The organism is Kitasatospora sp. NPDC094016 (assembly GCF_040304045.1).
Taxonomy (GTDB): domain Bacteria; phylum Actinomycetota; class Actinomycetes; order Streptomycetales; family Streptomycetaceae; genus Kitasatospora.
The window spans coordinates 15,056-34,561 of sequence record NZ_JBEOUK010000011.1 but is presented as its reverse complement, the minus strand read 5'-3'; the positions used below and the strand labels follow the sequence as shown (position 1 = coordinate 34,561).

General features: G+C 73.4%; 17 protein-coding genes and 2 riboswitches. Of the genes, 9 read left to right on the top strand and 8 right to left on the bottom strand.

Annotated features, from left to right (window positions below):
• Positions 1-136: 136 nt before the first annotated feature.
• From ABT015_RS13365 to ABT015_RS13355, 3 genes are all read right to left on the bottom strand, one after another.
• On the bottom strand, positions 137-589 hold the full coding sequence (locus ABT015_RS13365) for a MarR family winged helix-turn-helix transcriptional regulator (protein WP_350879043.1): 453 nt from the start codon (positions 587-589) through the stop codon (positions 137-139).
• Positions 590-708: 119 nt separating this feature from the next.
• Positions 709-1,125 (bottom strand): DUF3037 domain-containing protein, encoded by a 417-nt coding sequence (locus ABT015_RS13360; RefSeq protein WP_350879042.1) that lies wholly within the window; start codon positions 1,123-1,125, stop codon positions 709-711.
• Entirely contained in the window at positions 1,122-1,877 is a 756-nt protein-coding gene (locus ABT015_RS13355; RefSeq protein ID WP_350879041.1) for a HipA family kinase, read from the bottom strand. The genes ABT015_RS13360 and ABT015_RS13355 overlap by 4 nt, the downstream gene beginning before the upstream one ends.
• 169 nt (positions 1,878-2,046) lie before the next feature.
• Here ABT015_RS13355 and ABT015_RS13350 point away from each other — a divergent pair, with 169 nt between their 5' ends.
• The gene (locus ABT015_RS13350) at positions 2,047-3,405 is read left to right on the top strand and encodes an NAD(P)/FAD-dependent oxidoreductase (protein WP_350879040.1); all 1,359 of its coding nucleotides are present in this window, start codon (positions 2,047-2,049) and stop codon (positions 3,403-3,405) included.
• Between the two features lie 142 nt (positions 3,406-3,547).
• Here ABT015_RS13350 and ABT015_RS13345 read toward each other — a convergent pair whose 3' ends face one another.
• Together ABT015_RS13345 and ABT015_RS13340 are read right to left on the bottom strand one after the other, a co-directional pair.
• Positions 3,548-4,765: a GDSL-type esterase/lipase family protein gene (locus tag ABT015_RS13345; protein ID WP_350879039.1), complete on the bottom strand. Its 1,218-nt coding sequence runs from the start codon at positions 4,763-4,765 to the stop codon at positions 3,548-3,550.
• A gap of 225 nt (positions 4,766-4,990) precedes the next feature.
• Complete coding sequence (locus ABT015_RS13340; protein WP_350879038.1) at positions 4,991-6,328, bottom strand: aminotransferase class I/II-fold pyridoxal phosphate-dependent enzyme; 1,338 nt, start codon at positions 6,326-6,328, stop codon at positions 4,991-4,993.
• Positions 6,329-6,362: 34 nt separating this feature from the next.
• Between ABT015_RS13340 and ABT015_RS13335 the strand changes: the two genes are divergently transcribed.
• The 6 genes from ABT015_RS13335 (at position 6,363) to ABT015_RS13310 (ending at position 12,073) form a co-directional block, all read left to right on the top strand.
• Entirely contained in the window at positions 6,363-7,034 is a 672-nt protein-coding gene (locus tag ABT015_RS13335) for a pyridoxamine 5'-phosphate oxidase family protein (RefSeq protein ID WP_350879037.1), read from the top strand.
• Between the two features lie 14 nt (positions 7,035-7,048).
• Entirely contained in the window at positions 7,049-7,702 is a 654-nt protein-coding gene (locus tag ABT015_RS13330; RefSeq protein WP_350879036.1) for an FMN-binding negative transcriptional regulator, read from the top strand.
• 242 nt (positions 7,703-7,944) lie between these two features.
• The gene (locus tag ABT015_RS13325; protein WP_350879035.1) at positions 7,945-9,354 is read left to right on the top strand and encodes a sugar porter family MFS transporter; all 1,410 of its coding nucleotides are present in this window, start codon (positions 7,945-7,947) and stop codon (positions 9,352-9,354) included.
• 54 nt (positions 9,355-9,408) lie between these two features.
• A complete protein-coding gene (locus ABT015_RS13320; RefSeq protein WP_350879033.1) occupies positions 9,409-10,110 on the top strand; it encodes a dienelactone hydrolase family protein in 702 nt (233 codons plus the stop codon).
• A 60-nt stretch (positions 10,111-10,170) separates the two neighbouring features.
• Entirely contained in the window at positions 10,171-11,439 is a 1,269-nt protein-coding gene (locus ABT015_RS13315; RefSeq protein WP_350879032.1) for an MFS transporter, read from the top strand.
• Between the two features lie 100 nt (positions 11,440-11,539).
• Positions 11,540-12,073: an HAD domain-containing protein gene (locus ABT015_RS13310; RefSeq protein ID WP_350879031.1), complete on the top strand. Its 534-nt coding sequence runs from the start codon at positions 11,540-11,542 to the stop codon at positions 12,071-12,073.
• Here ABT015_RS13310 and ABT015_RS13305 read toward each other — a convergent pair.
• Both ABT015_RS13305 and ABT015_RS13300 read right to left on the bottom strand, forming a co-directional pair.
• On the bottom strand, positions 12,051-12,839 hold the full coding sequence (locus ABT015_RS13305) for a CPBP family intramembrane glutamic endopeptidase (protein ID WP_350879029.1): 789 nt from the start codon (positions 12,837-12,839) through the stop codon (positions 12,051-12,053). The two genes, ABT015_RS13310 and ABT015_RS13305, sit on opposite strands and share 23 nt — an antisense overlap.
• Positions 12,840-12,916: 77 nt before the next feature.
• The gene (locus ABT015_RS13300) at positions 12,917-14,422 is read right to left on the bottom strand and encodes a glutamate-cysteine ligase family protein (RefSeq protein WP_350879027.1); all 1,506 of its coding nucleotides are present in this window, start codon (positions 14,420-14,422) and stop codon (positions 12,917-12,919) included.
• A 367-nt stretch (positions 14,423-14,789) separates the two neighbouring features.
• Between ABT015_RS13300 and ABT015_RS13295 the strand changes: the two genes are divergently transcribed.
• Both ABT015_RS13295 and ABT015_RS13290 read left to right on the top strand, forming a co-directional pair.
• Positions 14,790-15,362, top strand: coding sequence for a hypothetical protein (locus ABT015_RS13295; protein WP_350879026.1), 573 nt, complete (start codon positions 14,790-14,792; stop codon positions 15,360-15,362).
• A gap of 396 nt (positions 15,363-15,758) precedes the next feature.
• A complete protein-coding gene (locus ABT015_RS13290) occupies positions 15,759-15,950 on the top strand; it encodes a DUF5999 family protein (RefSeq protein WP_350879025.1) in 192 nt (63 codons plus the stop codon).
• A 93-nt stretch (positions 15,951-16,043) separates the two neighbouring features.
• Here the strand turns inward: ABT015_RS13290 and gcvP are convergent, their stop codons facing one another.
• Positions 16,044-18,944 (bottom strand): aminomethyl-transferring glycine dehydrogenase, encoded by a 2,901-nt coding sequence (gene gcvP / locus ABT015_RS13285; RefSeq protein WP_350879024.1) that lies wholly within the window; start codon positions 18,942-18,944, stop codon positions 16,044-16,046.
• 104 nt (positions 18,945-19,048) lie between these two features.
• Positions 19,049-19,180: riboswitch (glycine riboswitch) on the bottom strand.
• A 1-nt stretch (position 19,181) separates the two neighbouring features.
• A riboswitch (glycine riboswitch) is annotated at positions 19,182-19,285 on the bottom strand.
• Between the last annotated feature and the right edge of the window lie 221 nt (positions 19,286-19,506).

Genomic DNA, 19,506 nt, shown 5'->3' with positions numbered 1-19,506 from the left:
CTTCGCAAGCCTAACAGCCGAGGTCAGCCGGAACGTCGGCGCATCGGGCGGCTCCGGCCCGGGCCGGAGCGGACGGCTCCGACCGGGCCCGCCCGACGGTTCCCGCCGGGCGCGGCGCGGTCCGTTGCCGGTCGGCTCACTGGGCGGCGGCCCGGCCGGCCAGCACCGGCAGGACCTGCGCGCAGATCGAGTGCAGCGCGATCCGCTGCTCGTCGGTCATCGCCTCGAACGCCTGGTGGGTGCGGGCCATCTCGCCGCGGATGCGGTTCAGGATCTCCCGGCCCTCGTCCGTGATCACGACGATCTTCACCCGGCGGTCGCCCGCGGCGGCCTCCCGGTGGGCCAGGCGCAGCGTCTCCAGCCGGTCCACGATCCCGGTGACGTTGGACGCGTCGCAGCCCAGCCGTCCGGCCAGCGCCCGCATCGGCACCGGCTCCTGCACCGCGCCGAGCGCCTTGGCCTGCGAGGAGGAGAGCCCGTGCCGGGCCGCGGCCGCCGCGAAGTCCTGGAAGTACGCGGCGCCGACGGCGGCCAACGCTTCCATCAACTCGGCGTTGGTCGGTACGGTCGTCGTCGCTGTCGAACCCATGGGCTCAGCGTACGGCCAAGTGCTTCAGCAACTCAAGCTTTGACCACGGCAACCGTCGACGGCTTGACCGGAACTGCAGCGCCGGCCGGTCGACGAAGCCTCCGGCCGGTCGACAGAGCTTAGAGCACGAGCTGATCGAACAGGTGCCGCAGCTCCGGCTCCGGGTCCGCGGTCAGCCCGGTGTGCACCGGCCCCGGCTGGACGATCGCGCTGCGCGGAGCGGTCAGCCAGCGGAACCGCTGCCCCGGACTGTCCCCCGCCGCCGGACCGGCCTCCGGCCCCCCGGCGCAGACCGCCTCGATCCCGTGCAGCGCCCGCCGCACCCCGTTCACGTCCGCCACCGGGTCGAGCGCCAGCAGCCGGGCCTGGTCCAGGTGCGTGCGCGCGGCCAGGTACCCGTTCTGCCGGCAGTACAGCAGCACCCCGACGTTGACGCACTCGCCGCGTTCCACCCGCGGCACCGCGCGGATCACGGCGTACTCGTAGTCGTGCAACTCGACGGCGGCCGGCAGCGCGGGCGTCCTCGGCTCGGTCATGCGGGCACCTCCGGCAGCCAGTCGCGCGGACCGGCCAGCCGGCCGGTCAGCTGGGCGCGGTACGCGGCGCGCACCGCCTCGGGCGAGTCGAAGCCGGGCTCGTCCAGCAGCCAGACCTCCGGGATCCTCGCCACCGCGCCCTCGATCGCGGCCTCCGCGAGCGGCGCGAGCGCCTTGTCGGCGGCCGTCAGGTCCGGCCGGGCCCGCAGCAGCGCGTGGTCGGAGGCGTCGTACGGGCGGCGCACCCAGGCGGCGGCGCCCGCCCAGTGGTGGTGGAAGATCAGGCTCGCGCCGTGGTCGATCAGCCGCAGCCCGCCGGTCGCCACCAGCAGGTTGGGGTTGCGCCAGGAGCGGTCGACGTTGCCGATCAGCGCGTCGAACCAGAGCACCTGGCCGGCCAGCTCCGGATCCACCTCGAAGCAGAGCGGGTCGAAGTTGAGCGCGCCGCTGACGAAGGCCATCCCGAGGTTGGTCCCGCCACTGGCCCGCATCTGGTCCTGGACCTGCTGGTCAGGCTCGCTGCGGGCCAGCACCGGATCCAGGTCGACCGCCACCAGCTCCGGCACCGGCAGCCCGAGCCGCCGCCCCAACTCCCCGGCCAGCACCTCCGCCACCAACGCCTTCCGGCCCTGCGCCGCGCCGACCCATTTCAGCGCGTACAGCCGCCGGTCGTCGGCCTCGACCAGGCCCGGCATCGAGCCGCCTTCTCGCAGTGGCGTCACATAACGGACCGCCGTCACCTCGGGGAGCACGCACGACAGCCTATCGGTGCCGACCCGTCACCTCCTCCCCTCCGTACTCCCCCGTCCGCCCCTCCACCATCCGCCCCACCCCGGTGGCAGCCCCCGCTGCTCCGTGCGAGTGTGGCGGACAGCAATGGGGGCCTTCGCGGTTACGACCTGCACGGCAAAGGGATGAGCGATGGAACGACCTCGGATCCTGATCGTGGGCGGTGGCTTCGCCGGCCTGGAGTGCGCACGCCGACTCGAACGCAAGCTCGCGCCGTCGGAGGCCGAGATCTCGCTGGTCACACCGTTCAGCTACCAGCTCTACCTGCCCCTGCTGCCGCACGTCGCGGCCGGCGTGCTGACCCCGCAGTCGGTCGCGGTCTCCCTGCGCCGCACGCTGCGCCGCACCCACATCGTTCCGGGCGGCGCGATCGGCGTGGACCCGGCCTCCAAGGTGTGCGTGGTCCGCAAGATCACCGACGAGGTGGTGGCGCAGAAGTACGACTACCTGGTCCTCGCCCCCGGCAGCGTCACCCGCACCTTCGACATCCCCGGCCTGACCGACTACGCCCGCGGGATGAAGACGCTCGCCGAGGCGGCCTACGTCCGCGACCACGTGATCGCCCAACTCGACCTCGCCTCGGCCACCCTGGACCAGCGGGAGCGCGAGTCCCGGCTCCAGTTCGTGGTCGTCGGCGGCGGCTACGCGGGCACCGAGACGGCCGCCTGCCTGCAACGCCTGACCACCGCCGCGTCCCACCGCTATCCGCGCCTGGACACCCGGCAGATCAAGTGGCATCTGATCGACATCGCCCCGAAGCTGATGCCGGAGCTGGGCGACGCGCTGGGCCTGGCCGCTCTGGAGGTGCTGCGCGGCCGCGGGATCGAGGTGTCGCTGGGCGTCTCGGTGGCCGAAGTCGGCGCCGAGTCGGTCAAGTTCACCGACGGCCGGGTGCTGCCCTGCCGCACGCTGATCTGGACCGCCGGGGTGACCGCCAGCCCGCTGATCGGCACGCTGGACGCGGAGACGGTCCGCGGCCGGCTCGCGGTGACGGCGGAGATGCGGGTGCCGCAGTTCGAGAGCGTGTTCGCGCTGGGCGACGCGGCCGCCGTGCCGGACCTCGCCAAGGGCGACGGCGCTGTCTGCCCGCCGACCGCCCAGCACTCCGCCCGGCAGGGCCGCGTGGTGGCCGGCAACGTGATCGCCGCGCTCCGCAACCAGCCTCTGGAGCCCTACTACCACAAGGACTTGGGCCTGGTGGTCGACCTGGGCGGCAAGGACGCGGTGTCCAAGCCGCTCGGCGTGGAGCTGCACGGGGTGCCGGCCCAGCTGGTGGCCCGCGGCTACCACCTGATGGCGATGCGCACCAACGCGGCCAAGTTCCGGGTGGGCGCCAACTGGCTGCTCAACGCGACCGCCGGGGACGACTTCGTCCGGACCGGATTCCTCGCCCGCCAGCCCGCCCGGATGCGCGATTTCGAGTACACCGACTCGTACTTGACGAAGGATCAGGTCCGGGCGCACGCCCAGGCCCTGCTCGCCAAGGGCTGAACCACCCGGCGCCCGCCTCCGGAACCGGTCCGGAAACGGGCGCCAGGCATCGCGTCACGGCGCCACAACGTCACGGCGTCACGGCGTCACGACAGCCGAGCGCCACAACGTCACGGCGTCATGACAACCGAGCGTCACGGCGTCACCGCGCCGCCAGGTACATCCCGCTCGCGTCCTGCCCCGCCGTGTTGCGGCACGCGTAGTCGCCGCTGCTCTGCCCCCACAGCAGGGTCAGGCAGCGCCCGAGCGCCTGCTGCCCGTAGTAGTTGGGGTGCATCGACTCCTGCAGCACGCCCTGCGTGGAGTTGAGGCCGCCGTCCAGGAAGCGCGCCCATTCGCTGGTGGTCGCGGACGGTCCGGCGGTGGCGGTCGGCTGCCGGGTGGCCGTCGAGCAGACCTCGCGGCCCTGCAGCATGTCGGAGAGGTCGAGGAACTGGGCGCCCTTGGACGCCGCGACCCCGGCCAGCGACTTGGAGATCTGCGGCACCATCGAGTCGCGCGCCCAGTCGGCGTCGCCGTCCCAGAACGGGCAGCCGCCGGTGTTCGAGCGGGTCCAGCCGCTCTCCGGGTAGCGCATCTCGGCGCTGCGCGGGATCGGCGAGGGGTAGGACTGCAGGACGAGGCGGTAGTCCCCCTGCGCGTAGCCGGCCCCGGCCATCACCGCGCGGATCTCGTCGATCGCCTTGCCGACCCCGGCCATCGCCGTGGGCATCTTCGAGTCGATCGAGGACTGCGCGGAGTCGTGGCAGTAGGAGTACCAGATGAGGTAGTCCTGGACGCAGTTGGAGATGATGCCGCCGAAGCCGAGGTCGTTGCCGCCGATCGACAGCGTGATCAGCTTGACGTTGTTCTGCCGTGCCACGGTGGCGAGTTGGTCGGCCTGCGGGGCCTCGCCTTTGAGCGCCTGGCCGCCGCTGGCGGCACGGAAGATGTTCGCGGTGACGGCGCCGGAGCAGGCCAGGTTGATCTCGTTCTGCGCGCCGGTGGAGGCGCTGAGCACCTCGGCGACGTCGGAGCGGTCGCAGCCGCTCGCGGCCGTGGGGCCGTAGATCCGGGAGGCGTCGGCGGAACTGCCGTTCCAGGCGCGGTCGGTACCGGCCCGGCTGCCGCTGGTGCCGGCGGCGTTGCCCATCCAGCGGCCGGCCTCGCCGGAGATGTAGCTGTCGCCGAGCGTGACGCTGGCGGTGGGGCCGGCCGGCGCGGCGAGGGGTACGGAGGGGGCCGCTGCGGCCGACGCGGCGGTGGCGAGGCCGCCGGCCATCAGACCGCCGGCGGCCAGCGGGAGGGCGAGGGCCGCGGTGAGCAGCCGTCGGCGGAGTCGAGGGGCGCTGCGGGTGATGCTCGAACTGTTTTCGGGCACGGCGGAACTCCTGCGGCTCGGTCTCCCCGTGCGGTGGGGACGGGGAGACGCCTAGGTGAGGGTGGGCCGCCGGCCGGTGGCGCGATGAACATGACATGCGCGCACTGGTTACCGCTAGGTATCTGCATCAGGTTTCCCGCTTTGTTACCGCCGGGTTCAGACCAGCGGAGCACCGGGTTCAGACCGTCGCGGCGCGGGGGTCGAACCGGACCGGCGCGGCCCGGTTCACACCAGCCGCGAACCGGTCCCGCCCGCCCCCAGCACGGCCGCCAGGTCCTCGGCCAGCCGCCGCGCGTCCGCCGGTTCCAGCTGGGCCACGGTGAGCCGCAGCCCGGGCGGGGACTGGACGCGGTAGCGCGCGCCGGGCGCCGCGACCCAGCCGCGCTGCACCAGCGCCACCAACGCGGAGGTCTCGTCCGGCACCGGCACCCACACGTTCAGCCCGCTCTCGCCGTGCGCCTCGATGCCGCGCGCGGCGAGTTCGCCGAGCAGCGCGTCCCGGCGGGCCCGGTAGACGCCGGCCACCCGGGCGACCGGCACCGCGTCGGTGCGCCACAGTTCGGCGACGGCGCGCTGGAGCAGGTGGCTGACCCAGCCGGCGCCCAGGCGCAGCCGTCCGGTGACCCGTCCGATGGTGTCCTGGTCGCCGACGGCCACCGAGAGCCGCAGGTCCGGGCCGTACGCCTTGGCCGCCGAGCGCACCACGGCCCAGTGCCGCGCACCGGCGCCCACCAGCGAGTGGTAGGGCTGGTCGACCATGCCGTGCCCGTGGTCGTCCTCGATCAGCAGTACGCCGGGGTGCTCGGCCAGGACGGCCCGCAGTTCCTCGGCCCGGCGGGCGGTGAGCGCGGCGCCGGTCGGGTTCTGCGCCCGGCTGGTGACCACCGCCGCGCGGGCGCCGTCGGCCAGCGCGGCGGCGAGCGAGTCGGGCAGCGGGCCCTCGTCGTCCAGCCGGACGGGCGCGGGCCGCAGGCCGAGCGCGGGCAGCAGGTCGAGCAGGCTGCCCCAGCCCGGGTCCTCGACGGCGACGGCGTCGCCGGGGCGCAGCCGGGTGGCGAGGATGCGCTCGATGGTGTCGAGCGAGCCGGAGGCGACGGCGATCGGGCCGCCGGGCAGGCCGTCGGCCTCGAAGGAGGCGCGGGCGAGCGCGAGCAGCCCGGGGTCGATGGCCGGGTGCCCGTACAGGACGGGCTCGGCGTGGGCGGCCCGGGCGGCGGCCGCGAGGACCGGGGCGAGGTCGGGCAGCAGCGCCGGGTCGGGGTTGCCGCCGGACAGGTCGCGGGCGTGCGGGGGGACGGGGACGCGGATCTGGTCGCGCGGGGTGAGTGCGGGCCTGGGGAGGATCCGGCTGCCCTTGCGGCCGGCGGTCTCGATCACCCCGCGGTCGCGGAGTAGCCGGTAGGCGGCGGCGACGGTGTTGGGGTTGACGCCGAGTTCGGCGGCGAGGTCGCGCAGCGGGGGCAGCGCGGTTCCGGGGGCGAGGCGCCCGGTGCTCACGCCCTGTTCGATGTGGGACGCGATTTCGCTGGCGCGTCGCCCTTTCAGCGGATAGTCTCCTAGCACAAAGCAAATTATGCACTAGTACATAGAGGTTGTCATGTCGGCTCCTTCAGAAGGCTCCGCCAGCTACTCCCGCACCCCCCGCACCACCCCCACCCGCTACAAGGACCGCGCCACCTGGGAGCAGGAGACGATCCACGACATCCTCGACCACGCCTACATCTGCCACCTCGGCTTCGTCGCCGACGGCGCCCCCGTCGTCCTGCCGACCATCTACGCCCGCGTCGGCGGCCGGCTGTACGTCCACGGCTCGACCGGCAGCCGTCCGCTGCGCAACGCCTCCGCCGACCAGGGCCTGCCGGTCTGCCTCACCGTCACCCTGGTCGACGCGCTGGTGCTGACCAAGTCCGCGTTCAACCACTCGGTCAACTTCCGCTCGGTCATCGCGCACGGCACCGCCCACCAGGTCACCGACCCCGAGGAACTGGACGTCGCGCTGGCCGCGCTGGTCGACCACGCGATCCCCGGCCGCTCCACCGAGGTCCGCCCGGCCAACGCCAAGGAACTCGCCGCCACCGCCGTCCTCCGGCTCGACCTGGACGAGGTCTCGGCCAAGACCCGCGCGGACGGCGCCGACGACGACCCGGAGGACCTCGACCTGCCCCACTGGTCCGGCCTGATCCCGGTCACCACCGTGCACGGCACCCCCGAGCCGGCCGCCTCCACCACCGTCCCGCTGCCCGCGCACCTGCGCGGCTACCCCCGCTGACGGAGGGCCGGCCGATGCTGATCAGATCCTGGGACCGCGGCGACGAACAGGAGTGGCGCGCCTGGCTGGCCGAGGGCCGCGACTTCGGCCTGCTCGCCGCCAACGGCGGACCGGGCGAGGGCCCGGTGCTCGTCCCGACGCACTTCCTGCTGGACGCCGAGCGCGGCGAGATCCTGCTCCACCTCGCCGCACCCAACCCGCTGCTGGCCGCCGTCCGGGCCGACCCGCAGGTCACCCTCGCGGTCACCGACGGCTACGCCTTCGCGCCCGGCCACTGGCGCGGCGAGCCGGGCACGCCCACCAGCTACTACGCCTCCGTCCACTTCCACTGCACCGCCGAGCTCGTCGAGTCCGCGGCGGGCAAGGCGGAGATCCTCAACCGCCAGCTGGCGCACTTCCAGCCGGAGACGCCGGACACCCGGGTGGTGCCCGGTGAGGGCGAGTTCTCCCGGCTACTCCCCGGCCTGCGCGGGCTCCGCCTGACGGTCCGCGAGGTGCGCGCCAAGTTCAAGTACGACGACAAGAAGCCGGCCGACGCCCAGCACGCGATCGCCGACCGGCTGGCAGAGCGCGAGGCCGACCGCGCGAACGCCCCGCACCCCCGGCGCGACCAGGACGCCGCCGCCCGCACCCAACTGCTGCGCCGACACCAGCGGCGCGTCAGCTGACCGGGGCGCACCGGCTGGCCGGGGAGCGCGTCAACTGGCCCGGCAGGCGCACCGGCTGACCGAGGGGCGCGTCCGGCCGTTCACGCTCCCGGCGCGAACGGCCCATCACGCCCCGGGTGACTGACCCCGAATCACCCGATCGGCCCCCAATTCGAGCAGGGCGGCCCCGCCGCTGCTCGAATGTGAGACGAGCCCTGCCCACTCGGCCGTCAGAGCGGGCCCGTCCACCTCGGGGAGCGCGCTTGTCCACACTCAACAGCCATCAGGCGGGCGAGGCCCACCTCGGGCACGTCATCTTCATCTCCGCCGCCGCCGCGATGGGCGGGTTCCTGTTCGGGTACGACAGCGCGGTGATCAACGGTGCGGTGACGGGCATCCAGAGGCACTTCGCCGTGGGCAACGGCGAAACGGCCTTCGTGGTGGCCATCGCGCTGCTCGGCTCGGCGGCCGGCGCGGTGGCCGCCGGCCGGCTCGCCGACCACCTCGGCCGGGTCCGCACCATGCTGCTGGCCGCCACCCTGTTCGCGATCAGCGGCATCGGCTCGATGTTCCCGCCGAGCATCCAGGTGCTGGCCACCTGGCGCGTGGTCGGCGGCATCGCGATCGGCATCGCCTCGGTGATCGCGCCCACCTACATCGCCGAGGTCGCGCCGACCGCCTACCGGGGCCGGCTCGCCTCCTTCCAGCAGATGGCGATCGTGCTCGGCATCACCGTCTCCCAGCTCGCCAACTGGGCGATCAACCAGGCCGCCGGCGGCGAGTCCACCGGCCACCTGGCCGGCATCCAGGCCTGGCAGTGGATGCTCGGCGTGGAGACCATCCCGGCCCTGGTGTACGGGCTGATGGCGCTCGCCATCCCGGAGTCGCCGCGCTACCTGATCGCCGACCACCGGGAGGACCAGGCCCGCAAGGTGCTGCGCGAGGTGGAGGGCGAGGACGTCGACCTGGACGCCCGGGTCGCGGAGATCCGCGCGGTGCTGGAGTCCTCGCACAAGCCCCGGCTCAAGGACCTGCTCGGCGGGCGGTTCGGCCTGCTGCCGATCGTCTGGGTCGGCATCGGGGCCTCGGTGTTCCAGCAGTTCGTCGGCATCAACGTGATCTTCTACTACTCCTCGTTCCTCTGGCAGTCGGTCGGCATCAACGAGTCCAACTCGCTGCTGATCAGCCTCTCCACCTCGATCATCAACGTGATCGGCACGGTGATCGCGATGGCGCTGGTGGACCGGATCGGCCGCAAGCCGCTCGCCCTGGCCGGCTCGATCGGCATGGCGCTCGCGCTGGGCACCGCCGCCTGGGCGTTCTCGTACCGGCACGGCACGGGTGACACCGCCACCCTCGACAACACCCACGCCACCGTCGCCCTGGTCGCGGCGCACGTCTTCGTGCTCTGCTTCGCCTTCTCCTGGGGCGTGGTGGTCTGGGTCCTGCTCGGCGAGATGTTCCCCAACCGGATCCGCGCGCTCGCGCTGTCCGTCGCCGCCTCGGCCCAGTGGATCGCCAACTGGGCGATCACCGTCAGCTTCCCCAACCTCGCCGACTGGAACCTGTCGGCGACGTACGTCATCTACGCGGCCTTCGCGCTGCTCTCCATCCCGTTCGTGGCCTTCTGCATCAAGGAGACCAAGGGCCGCGCCCTGGAGGAGATGGGCTGAGCCCGCCCCCGTCGAGTCCCCGCCGCATCCGGCCCGACCCACCGCGAGGAACCCATGCCTGACCAGGGCGGCTCCCGGCAGAACGTCGCCTTCCCGAGCAACGGCCGTACCGCGCACGGGTACCTGGCCCGCCCGCCCCAGGGCGTCGGGCCGGGCCTGGTGGTGGTGCAGGAGTGGTGGGGCCTCACCACGCACGTCGCGACGATGGCCGACCGGTTCGCCGCCGAGGGCTTCACCGTGCTGGCCCCCGACCTGTTCGGCGGCGCCACCACCCACGACCGCACCGAGGCGGCCCGGCTCACCCGCGAGCTCCCGGTCGAGCGGGCCGTCGAGGACCTCTCCGGGGCGGTCGACCACCTGCTCGCCCTGGAGGGCGTGGTCGGCGACGCGGTCGGCGTGGTCGGCTTCTGCATGGGCGGCGGCTTCGCCCTGCTGCTGGCCGCCCGGGAGGGCGACCGGGTCGCCGCGGTGGTGCCCTTCTACGGCCTCCCGCCCGACCCGGACTTCGACTACCGGGGCCTGACCGCCCACGTCCTGGGGCACTACGGCGAACTGGACGGCTCGATCCCGATGGCCGCCGTCGACGAGGCCGCGATCCGGATCGGCGAGGCCACCGACGTCCGCCCCGAGATCCACTTCTACCCGGCCGGCCACGCCTTCATGAACGACGAGAACCCGCTCGGCAGCTACGACCCGCTCCAGGCCGCGACCGCCTGGCGCCGCACCCTCACCTTCCTCTGGGGCCACCTGGGCTGAGCCCGCCCCAGCCGTGGAAACCCGTTGGACAGCCGTACGAGCGGCGGCCATAGTCTCCAGGTGCCGACCCGACCCCCGCGCCCCCGCCGCCTCGCCTGGGCGAGCCGCAACTTCCGCATCCAGACCGCCGCCACCGTGGTCAGCGGCCTCGGCAACGCCGGCGCCCCCATCGCCACGGCCTTCGCCGTGCTCGGCCACGGCGGCACCACGTCCGAGGTCGGCTACGTCACCGCCGCCCGGCTGCTGCCCACCGTCCTGCTCCTGGTGGTCGGCGGCGCCCTCGCCGACCGGATGCCCCGGCACCACCTCATGGTCGCCGCCAACCTGTTCAGCGGCCTGTCCCAGGTCGTCCTGGCGGCGCTGGTGCTGTCCGGGGACATCCGGCTCTGGCAGCTGATGCTGCTCTCCGCCGCCGGCGGCGCCGGGTACGCGCTCTACTCCCCCGCCTCCGGCGGCATGATGCTGCAGGCCGTCGCCCCGGAGCACGCCGCCCGGGCCTTCTCGGTGTTCCGGATGGGCCAGAACGCCTCCCAGATCGGCGGCGCCGCGCTCGGCGGCGCGCTCACCGCCGCCGTCGGCCCCGGCTGGGTGCTCGCCCTGGACGGCGCCTGCTTCCTGGTCGCCGCCTCGCTCCGGTTCTTCCTGGAGGCCGAGCAGGCGCCCGCCCCGCAGGGCCACAGCATGCTGCGCGATCTGCGGGAGGGCTGGCGGGAGTTCGCCTCCCGCCGCTGGCTCTGGGTGGTCGTGGCGCAGTTCTCCGTCCTGGTCGCCTGCATCGGCGCGGTCGAGTCGGTGTACGGGCCGACGGTCGCCAAGGAGCGCCTCGGCGGAGCGTCCGACTGGGGCCTGGCGATGGCCGCCTACGGCGTCGGGCTGGTGGTGACCGGCGTGCTGATGGCCCGCTGGCGGCCCCGGCGGATCCTGCTGGTCGGCAACTGGGGGGTGTTCCTGTTCGGCGTGCCCGCCCTGGCGCTGGCGGCGGAGGCGCCCCTGCCGCTGCTCGCCCTCGCGATGTTCCTGTCCGGGGTCGGTGTCACCGTCTTCGGGGTCAACTGGATGATCGCGCTCCAGCAGGAGATCCCGGAGGAGATGTTCTCCCGGGTCGCCGCGTACGACGAGCTCGGCTCCTTCTCGCTGTCCCCGATCGGCATCGCGCTGGCCGGCCCGGCGGCCACGGTGCTCGGCCTCTCGGGCGCGCTGTGGGCCTGCGCCGTCGTCTGCCTGGTACTCAGCGCGGTCGTGCTGCTGGAGCCTCAGGTCCGCCGGCTGGCCCGCAGGAGCACCGTCGACGCACCGGTGGCCGCCGCCGAGCCGGTGCCCGCGCCGTGAGCGCCCCGTGCGCCCCGCGTGCGCCCGGCCGTACGCAACCACTGGTACGCCAGGTTCGTCCGACCAGGTAAGTCACACCACCGTCTCTGGGGGGCCACTGGTGCCGAAGCCGCTGTTGTTCCTGGACGTCGACGGGGTGCTCAACCCGGTCTGCCCGCATCCGGACGCCGGGTTCGACACCCACACCCTGTTCGGCTACTCGGTGCTCCTCTCCGCCCGGCACGGCGCCTGGCTGCGCGAGCTGGCCGGCACCTACGAACTCGTGTGGGCCACCACCTGGGAGGAGCACGCCAATACGCACATCGCCCCGGCGATCGGCCTGCCCGCCCTCCCGCTGGTCCGCTTCACCGGCGACGTCCCGCAGCCCGGTGACCCGCGCGTCCCGCTGATGGAGCTGCTCTCGGCCCGCAAGTGGGCCCCGCTGCTGCGCTACGCCGCGGGCCGCCCGTTCGCCTGGGTGGACGACGTCATCCCGCCGCGGCTGGTCCGCAACTCCCTCTGGCGCCGCGACCGCCTGCTGCTGCCGATCGACCCGGGCCCGGGCCTGGAGCGCCGGCACGTCGACCGCCTGCTCGCCCGGCCGCCGCGCACCCTCGCCGGCCGCCTCCCGCTCAGGGGGTCGGCAGCCAGCTGACGTGCCCGGCCAGCAGCGCGTACCCGACGAACGCCACCGTGTCGATCAACGCGTGCGCCGCGACCAGCGGCATCACCCGCCCCCAGCGCCGGTAGAGCAGGCAGAACACCGCTCCCATCACCATGTTGCCGACCAACCCGCCGACCCCCTGGTACAGGTGGTACGAGCCGCGCAGCACCGAACTCGCCACCACCGCCGCCGGCCACGACCAGCCCAGCTGCCCGAGCCGGCGCAGCAGGTAGCCGAGGACGACGACCTCCTCCAGGGCGGCGTTCTGCCACGCGGAGAGCACCAGCACCGGGATCCGCCACCACACGTCCGGCAGCCCGGACGGCGCCACCGTCAGGTTGTAGCCGGCCGCCTGCGAGGCCAGGTACAGCACCAGCCCGGAGCCGCCGATCGCGGCCGCCACGGCGGCGCCACGGCCGAGGTCGCGCAGCTTCTGCCCGAGGTCGAAGCCGAGCACCCGCAGCGCGGCGCCCTCGCGCACCAGCAGGTATCCGACCAGCACCACCGGCATCAGGCCGCGCCCGACGTAGTACAGCTGCCACACCAGGTCCAGCCAGGGCCGGCCGGGCGCCCGCGAGCCGTTCAACGTGGCGACCTGCTGGCCGAGTTGGATCGGTTCGGTGAGCGAGGCCGCGAAGCTGATCAGCGCGCTGACGCCACTGGCCCCGGGGGAGAGGCCGAGGACGATCAGCAGTTCCACGCCGAGCAGCCGGCGCGTGGGCTTCGCGGTCTCCGGTGCGGTCGGGAGGGTGGTCACGGGCGGCTCCAGCGGGGCGGGCGTCGCTCCGGCCGTCGGCCGACCGCCGGAGCGATCATCCTGACACAGCGGTCCGGCTACCCGACCGGCCAGGTGTGCACCGGCTCGCCGGTGCGCATGTGCTCGATGTAGCGCCTGGTCATCGCGGCGAGCGCGGCCGGCCGGTCCATCCCGTACTGCTCGCGCAGCCGGTGGAAGGTCGCGCTCTGCCAGGCCGCGCCGTTGGTGCGGCGCAGGCAGCGCTGCTCGATGATCCCCAGGTAGCGGTCCCGATCGGCGGGCTCCACGCCCCACTCGTCCAGGCCCTGGTGGGCCATCGGCAGCAGTTCGTTGAGCACCAGGTCGACGGCGGACACCGTGGTCAGCCCGCCGCCGCGGCCCGCCCGGCCCGCCCGCGGCCACTGGAACACCGCGTCGATGCCGTAGCGGGCGCCCTGCCGGAAGTTCTCGTCGGCCCGCTCGAACGGCAGCCGGGTCCAGACCGGCCGGGGCTGCTCGGCGAGCACCCGGACCAGCCCGTAGTAGAAGGCGGCGTTCGCGAGCGTGTCGGCCACCGTCGGCCCGGCCGGCAGCGCCCGGTTCTCCACCCGCAGGTGCGCGATCCCGCCCGCGATGTCGTACACCGGCCGGTTCCAGCGGTAGATCGTGCCGTTGTGGAGCCGCATCTCGGCGAGCCGGGGCGCCCCGCCGGAGGCGAGCACCTTCAGCGGGTCCTCGTCGTCGCAGATCGGCAGCAGCGCGGGGAAGTACCGCAGGTTCTCCTCGAACAGGTCGTACGCCGAGTCCACCCAGCGCTCGCCGAACCAGGTGATCGGCCGGACGCCCTGCGCCTTGAGTTCCGCCGTACGGGTGTCACAGGCCTGCTGGAACAGCACCGGACGGGTCTCCCGCCACAGCTCCCGCCCGAACAGGAACGGCGAGTTGGCGCCGAGCGCGAGCTGCGCCCCGCAGATCGCCTGAGCCGCGTTCCACACCGAGGAGAAGCGTTCCGGGGTCACCTGCAGGTGCAGTTGCAGGGAGGTCGCGGCGGCCTCGGCCACCATGGTGATGGTCTCCAGCTGGAGGTGTTCGACGCCCTCGATGTCCAGCGCGATGTCCTCGCCGCGGGCGGCCAGGATCTGGTCGCTGAGCAGGCTGTAGCGCGGGTTGTGGGAGATCGCGTCCAGGCCGGTGTGGCCGTGCTCCAGGGTCGGCAGGATCCCCACCATGACGATCCGGGCACCGGCCTCGGCGGCCCGCCGGTCGGCGTAGCGCAGCCCGGTTTCGAGCTCCTCGCGCAGGTCCTCGAAGACGTGCCCGCACAGCCGGTGCGGCACGATGTTCACCTCGACGTTGAACTGGCCCAGTTCGGTCTGGAAGTCGCTGGAGCCGATCGCGCTCAGCACCTGCGCGTTGCGCAGCGCCGGCAGGCCGTCCTCGTCGGCCAGGTTGAGCTCGATCTCCAGGCCCATGACCGCCCGCGGCCGGTCGAACCGGTCCTCGCGCAGCATCCGCCCCAGCGCGTCGAGGCAGGCCTGGAGCTTGCGTCGGTACAGCTGCCGGTCCGCCAGATCAGCCCGAGTCGCCACGACCTTCTCGCCCACGGTCCCCTCCTCCTGAGACACCGGCCGACCCGACCGTGCAAGCATCATGCCCACCTCGAAGATCGATACCCGAATGCTTGTACTGGCTTGCAATGCAAGGAAACTGACGGATATTCAGCAGATCTGCCGACTTGCCCGGCGCCACCGCCTGTGATAAACAGGTCACCCTGCGCACCTGTTCGATAGAATTCGCACTGCGCTCCGGCCGGCCCGCTCCGCCTCGAAACCCTCGTCGACGGCGGCGACCGCGCCGGCACCGCGATCATGCACAACCGGACACGGCCAGGTCCCGTCACCGATGACACGCCGCGCCACGCCGGTATGCCGCACTCGCACGCCGATCTCGCACGGAGAGGCGGACCCCGCCATGACTCTGCAGACCCCCCAGCCCCCGCCGAGCGCCCTGCGCGCCGTCCTGGCCGCACTCGACTCGGAGACCGCGCTGCGCCAACCCGCCGCCGCAGCACTGCGCCATCCGGTCGGCCCGCTGCTCCCCACGCACCCGCTCGCCGTCCACGTCCTGGAGGGGCCGCGCCCGGAGCTGCGCGCCGCCCGCCGCACGGGCTGGCGCTTCCTGATCAAGGACGGCGCCGAGGTCGCCGCCGCCGCCGAGGTCGTCCAGGCCGTCGAGGGCCACACCTTCTCGCACTTCACCGCCGGCCCCTACCTCGACTCGACGGTCCGGGCGCTGCGCCAGGCCTGGCAGCTCGCCCAGGGCTCCCGGTCCCGCCAGCAGCCCCGGCTGTTGACCTTCCCCGGGCAGTACGCGACGGCACTGTGGCTGCACGGCCCCGACGCCGACCCGGCCGCCGACCAGCTGATCCCGCTGGCCCCGGCCCCGCTCGGCGTCACCGCGCACCGCGCCTACCCGGCCGGCGAGTTGCTGCCGCTGCTCGCCCGGGCGCCGCTCGCCAAGCCACTGCTGCTCGGTTCCTCCTGAGCCGACCCCACGCCCACCGGGCCACCGGGCCACCACCCGGTGGCCCGGTGGGCGTGCGCGTCGCCCTCACCCGCCCGAACCACCCGGACGGGCCATCCGCTCTGACCTCCTCGGGCCATGCCGCAGCTGACCCGTCGGTGCGCCTTTCCCCGCCAGACCCACCTGAACGGGTGATCTCTGCCCGGGAGTTGTGGCGCATGTCACGAAATCCCTGCGCGCACGTCCACAGATGCCGACACTGGGAACCAGCGTGGAAGGACCACCTGTCCTACCCACTTGAGCGTCGGTCCACACCTGGTCGGCGCGCGGACAGGATCCGGCTACCGCGGCGGCTCCCGACGGCTCCGCCGGCGGCCGCACCACGGGGGAGGATCGCAGAGCGAAGCGAGGGTACGTATGTGCCAGCACCGTCCTGAGTGCCCGTCGGCCGAGTCCGAGGACCGCGAGGCGGCCGCCACGGTGGCCTGCCACCCGGAGCAGGGCTGGAGCCTGCTCTGCAACGGCGTCGTGCTGTTCGAGGACACCGGAGAGCTGCTGCCCGACGGCCGGGTGATCGCACCGCGCCGCCCCGTCGCCCACGCGGCCTGACCGCACCCGGCGGGGGCAGCCGCCGGACGACGGCAAGGGGCAGGGCCCCGACGGATACGTCCCGTCGGGGCCCTGCCGTACGTCCGGTCCGGATCAGGCGCCGTACTCGTCCAGCGGCGGGCAGGAGCAGACCAGGTTGCGGTCGCCGTACGCGCCGTCGATCCGGCTGACCGGCGGCCAGTACTTGTCCGCCGGGTTCACGCCCGCCGGGAAGACCGCCTCCTGCCGCGAGTAGCCGTGCGCCCAGTCGCCGGCCAGCTCGGCGGCGGTGTGCGGGGCGTTGCGCAGCGGGTTGTCCGCGGCCGCCCACTCGCCCGAGCCGACCTTGTCGATCTCGGCCCGGATCTCGATCATCGCGTCGCAGAACCGGTCGATCTCGTGCAGGTCCTCGGACTCGGTCGGCTCGATCATCAGCGTGCCGGCCACCGGGAAGGACATCGTCGGCGCGTGGAAGCCGTAGTCGATCAGGCGCTTGGCGATGTCGTCCACCGTCACGCCCGTCTCCTTGGTCAGCGGACGCAGGTCGATGATGCACTCGTGCGCGACCAGCCCGCCGGGGCCGGTGTAGAGCACCGGGAAGTGCGGTGCCAGCCGCTTGGCGATGTAGTTGGCGTTCAGCACCGCGACCTGGGTCGCGCGCTTGAGGCCCTCGCCGCCCATCAGCCGGACGTACGCCCAGGAGATCGGCAGGATGGCCGCCGAGCCCCACGGTGCCGCCGAGATCGGGCCGACCCCGGTGGCCGGGCCGGCCTCCGGCTGCAGCGGGTGGTTCGGCAGGTACGGCGCCAGGTGGGCGCGCACCGCGACCGGGCCGACGCCCGGGCCGCCGCCGCCGTGCGGGATGCAGAAGGTCTTGTGCAGGTTCAGGTGCGAGACGTCCGCGCCGAACTTGCCCGGCTTGGCGAGGCCGACCAGGGCGTTCAGGTTGGCGCCGTCCACGTACACCTGGCCGCCGGCCTCGTGCACCAGGGCGCAGATGTCGGTGATCTGGGTCTCGTACACGCCGTGGGTGGACGGGTAGGTGACCATCAGCACGGAGAGGCTGTCCCGGTGCTGCTCGATCTTGGCCTTCAGGTCCTCGACGTCCACGTCGCCGTCGACCAGGGTCTTCACCACGACCACGCGCATGCCTGCCATCACCGCGGAGGCCGCGTTGGTGCCGTGCGCGGAGGAGGGGATCAGGCAGACGTCGCGCTGGGTGTCGCCGTTGGCGTGGTGGTAGGCGCGGACGGCCAGCAGGCCGGCCAGCTCGCCCTGCGAGCCCGCGTTCGGCTGGATCGAGACGGCGTCGTAGCCGGTCACCTCGACCAGCTGGCGCTCCAGCTCGCGGATCAGGCTGAGGAAGCCCTGGGCCTGCTCGATCGGCGCGAAGGGGTGCAGCTGGCCGAACTCCGGCCAGGTGACGGCCTCCATCTCGGTGGTCGCGTTGAGCTTCATGGTGCAGGAGCCCAGCGGGATCATGCCGCGGTCCAGCGCGTAGTCCCGGTCCGACAGGCGGCGCAGGTAGCGCAGCATGGCGGTCTCCGAGCGGTGGCTGTGGAAGACCGGGTGGGTCAGGTACTCGTCCTGGCGCAGCAGCGCGGCCGGCAGCGCGTCGGCGCCCTCGGCGACCTCGACCGCGGGGACGCCGAACGCGGCCCAGACGGCGGCGAGGTGCTCGCGGGTGGTGGTCTCGTCGGTGGAGACCGAGATCCGGTCCGCGCCGTCCTGGTGGACGTTGACGCCGTTGGCGCGGGCGGCGGCCGCGATCTCGGCGGCACGGCCCGGGACGACGGCGGTGACGGTGTCGAAGAACTCGCCGTGCAGCAGCTCGACACCGCCGGCCCGCAGGCCCTCGGCGAGGGCGGCGGCGTAGCGGTGGGTGCGGCGGGCGATGTCGGCCAGGCCGTCCGGACCGTGGTAGACGGCGTACATCGAGGCCATGACGGCGAGCAGCACCTGGGCGGTGCAGATGTTGCTGGTGGCCTTCTCGCGGCGGATGTGCTGCTCGCGGGTCTGCAGCGCCAGGCGGTAGGCACGGTTGCCGTCGGCGTCGACCGAGACGCCGACCAGGCGGCCGGGCAGCGAGCGGGCGTACTCGGCGCGCACCGACAGGTAGCCGGCGTGCGGGCCGCCGAAGCCCATCGGGACGCCGAAGCGCTGCGAGGTGCCGCAGGCGATGTCGGCGCCGAGCGAACCCGGCGAGGCGAGCAGGGTCAGCGCCAGCAGGTCGGCGGCGACCGCGACGATCGCGCCGAGGCCGTGCGCCTGCTCGATGACCGGGGTGAGGTCGCGGACCACACCGGTGGCGCCCGGGTACTGGAGCAGCACGCCGAAGACGCCGCGCTCGGCGATCTCGGCCGGGATGCCCTGGGACAGGTCGGCGACGACGACCTCGACACCGGTCGGCACGGCGCGGGTGTTGATCACCGCGGTGGTCTGCGGCAGGGTCTCGGCGTCGACCAGGAAGACGCCGCCCTTGACCTTGGTGACGCGGCGGGCGAGCGCCATCGCCTCGGCGGCCGCGGTGCCCTCGTCGAGCAGCGAGGAGCCGGAGGTCGGCAGGCCGGTCAGGTCGGAGACCAGGGTCTGGAAGTTGAGCAGCGCCTCCAGGCGGCCCTGGGAGATCTCCGGCTGGTACGGCGTGTAGGCGGTGTACCAGGCCGGGTTCTCCATGACGTTGCGCAGGATCACCGGCGGGGTGAAGGTGCCGTAGTAGCCCAGGCCGATCATCGGCTGGAGCACCTGGTTGCGGCTCGCCAGCTCGCGCAGTTCGGCGAGCACCTGGGCCTCGCTGCGGCCGCCGGGCAGGTCCAGGCCGGTGATGGAGCGGATCGCCTCGGGAACGGCGGTGGCGGCGAGTTCGTCCAGCGAGCCGTAGCCGATGGACGCCAGCATCTTCTGCTGCGCGGCGTCGTCGGGGCCGATGTGGCGGTTCTCGAAGGGGCTGGCCAGCTCAAGCTCGGTGAGGGTCGAGGCGCCGGTGGGGCGTCCCGCGTTCGGCTGGGCGTTCATGGTGGTCGAGGCCTCCTGGTCACGGACCGGCGGGGGTGCGCACGCCGACCGGCCGGAGCCGCTGCGGACAGCGGCTCGACCCGGGCGGGCGAACCCGACAGGCCTCCCCCTCTGTCATCGGGACCTGAGAGCTTCACCCGCACGGCGCGCTGTGGGCACGCCGCCGGCTTGCACCGTCGGTGAGGGTGGTGCCCGTCGGCTCCCTGCCGACGGTCCTGCCCTGCTTTCCAGAGTGACCTACCCCACACGGTACGGATGCCTGAGAGATTCCGGGGAGGAGTTGCTCCTTCGGCGCCCCGACCAGCGCTTTCCGTGGCCGGGGACTCTCCCGAGCGGGCTCGGCGGTCGCCGCCCAGGGTACCAGCGGCAGGCCCCCCGATCACGGTCGCGTCGGGTCGCTCGGGGTCTACGCGCGTCCCCCGGACGGTCCAGCCCGGAGCCCGTCCGGCGCACCCCGGTCGCGCCCGTCCGATTCATGGCCTTTGGTGTGAAGTGGCAGGCGGAACGGGTGCTCCGGCCACGGTCCTGCGGGAGTTCCGCAGGCGCAGCGCACTGGAGGAAA